Source organism: Methylophaga sp. UBA5088 (genome assembly GCF_002414625.1).
In the GTDB taxonomy this organism is placed as follows: Bacteria; Pseudomonadota; Gammaproteobacteria; order Nitrosococcales; family Methylophagaceae; genus Methylophaga; species Methylophaga marina.
In genome coordinates, this window is record NZ_DIAC01000123.1 from 1 (window position 1) to 1,744 (window position 1,744).

Here is a 1,744-nt window from a genome sequence, read left to right on the forward strand (position 1 = left end):
GCTTTACTGGTGACAAGAGCTTCTCACTGCCCATACGATTTGTTACTCAGAGAATTAGAAGGTGAGCTGAAATGTGATATCCCTCTGATTATTGGTAATCATCGTGATTTAGAGGATATGGCGCGTCAGTTTGATAAACCGTTCTATCATTTACCGATAACGGCTGAAACCAAACAAGCACAAGAAGCTGAGATAAAACGTTTGCTGGCAGAGTTTGATATTGATTTGATTGTGATGGCGCGCTACATGCAAATTTTATCAGAGGATTTTGTCACCGAGTTTTCTGGTCGGATTATTAATATTCACCACGGGTTCTTGCCAGCCTTCCAAGGGGCGAAGCCGTATCATCAGGCTTATGAGCGTGGCGTTAAAATTATTGGTGCTACAGCGCATTATGCGACAGCTGAGTTAGATGAGGGACCGATTATTGCCCAGGATATACAACATGTTCAGCATGATAACAGTCCGCAAGATTTGGTAATGATGGGAAAAGATATTGAACGTATTGTGCTGGCGAGAGCCGTGAAAGCACATATTGAGCACCGCATTATTATCAATGGTCGACGTACCATTGTGTTTTCAGAAGGTGCCTGATTAATCAAAATAAGGAGTCGATTGCATGTCAAGTAAGACGATCATGATTACCGGCGCTACCTCTGGGTTTGGGGAAGCTTGTGCCAGACTATTTGCCAGTCATGGCTGGCAATTAATTCTGACTGGTCGACGTCAGCAACGGTTAGACGATCTTCAGCAGGAGCTGGGTGGTAAAGATAAAGTGGCGACCTGCTGCTTTGACGTGACCGACAGAAAAGCCGTCGAATCTGCGATTAATAGTTTGTCAGAGCCATTTAAAAAAATTGATGTGTTATTAAATAATGCGGGTTTGGCACTAGGTTTAGAACCTGCCCACGAAACCAATTTAGATGATTGGGAAAAAATGGTGGATACCAACATCAAAGGTTTACTTTACTGTACCCGCACAGTTTTACCGATGATGACGGAGCGTCAATCAGGTTACATCATCAATATCGGCTCAGTAGCAGGGAATTGGCCTTATCCTGGGGGGAATGTTTACTGTGGTACTAAAGCCTTTGTCAGACAATTCTCATTGGCGACACGGGCTGATTTATTAGGCACGAATGTGCGAGTGACGAATGTGGAACCGGGCAATGCCGAAACGGAGTTTTCTAGAGTGCGTTTTAAAGCGGACGAAGCTCGTGCAGATAAAGTCTATGAAGGCACCCGCGCCTTAGATGCTGAAGATATTGCTAACACGGTATGGTGGCTGGTGAATACGCCAGAGCATGTTAATGTGACGACGATTGAAGTTATGCCGACACATGAAGCAAATGGTCCAATGGCATTTCATCGCCAATAAAACCTAAAAGACCGGGGCCTCCCGGTCTTGTCATTTCTCAGCCAAAAAGCCAGCTGGTTGGATTAGGATGCGGCTGCTGTTGATCCAGATATTTCATACCTTTCACGCAACGCACCACGACCCAGACAACCCAGAACAGTAAGACCATATAGCCGACTAAAAAGAACGCGAAGAGCACGCCGATAAACAAATATAGAAATCCTATCCAGAATGTTCGAATCTGAAACTGATAGTGTGACTGTAACCATGCCGCAGCATCGTCTTTATTAATATAGGCAATCACGACTGCAACAAAGCCTAAAAACTGAATAAGAATATTAGCGATAAATAATAAGTACACCAGTTTGACTGTGTTCTGACTGGCTT

At 44.2% G+C, this 1,744-nt stretch carries 3 protein-coding genes; 2 read left to right on the forward strand and 1 reads right to left on the reverse strand.

The window, feature by feature from the left end:
* Together B4K20_RS15050 and B4K20_RS15055 are read left to right on the forward strand one after the other, a co-directional pair.
* Positions 1-594, forward strand: a 594-nt coding sequence (locus B4K20_RS15050) for a formyltetrahydrofolate deformylase (protein WP_289283536.1), incomplete at its 5' end; no start/stop codon positions are given.
* 25 nt (positions 595-619) lie between these two features.
* Positions 620-1,378: an SDR family oxidoreductase gene (locus B4K20_RS15055; protein ID WP_286305365.1), complete on the forward strand. Its 759-nt coding sequence runs from the start codon at positions 620-622 to the stop codon at positions 1,376-1,378.
* A 37-nt stretch (positions 1,379-1,415) separates the two neighbouring features.
* Here the strand turns inward: B4K20_RS15055 and B4K20_RS15060 are convergent.
* The coding region (locus tag B4K20_RS15060) for a DUF4870 family protein (protein WP_289283537.1) at positions 1,416-1,744 on the reverse strand (329 nt) is incomplete at its 5' end.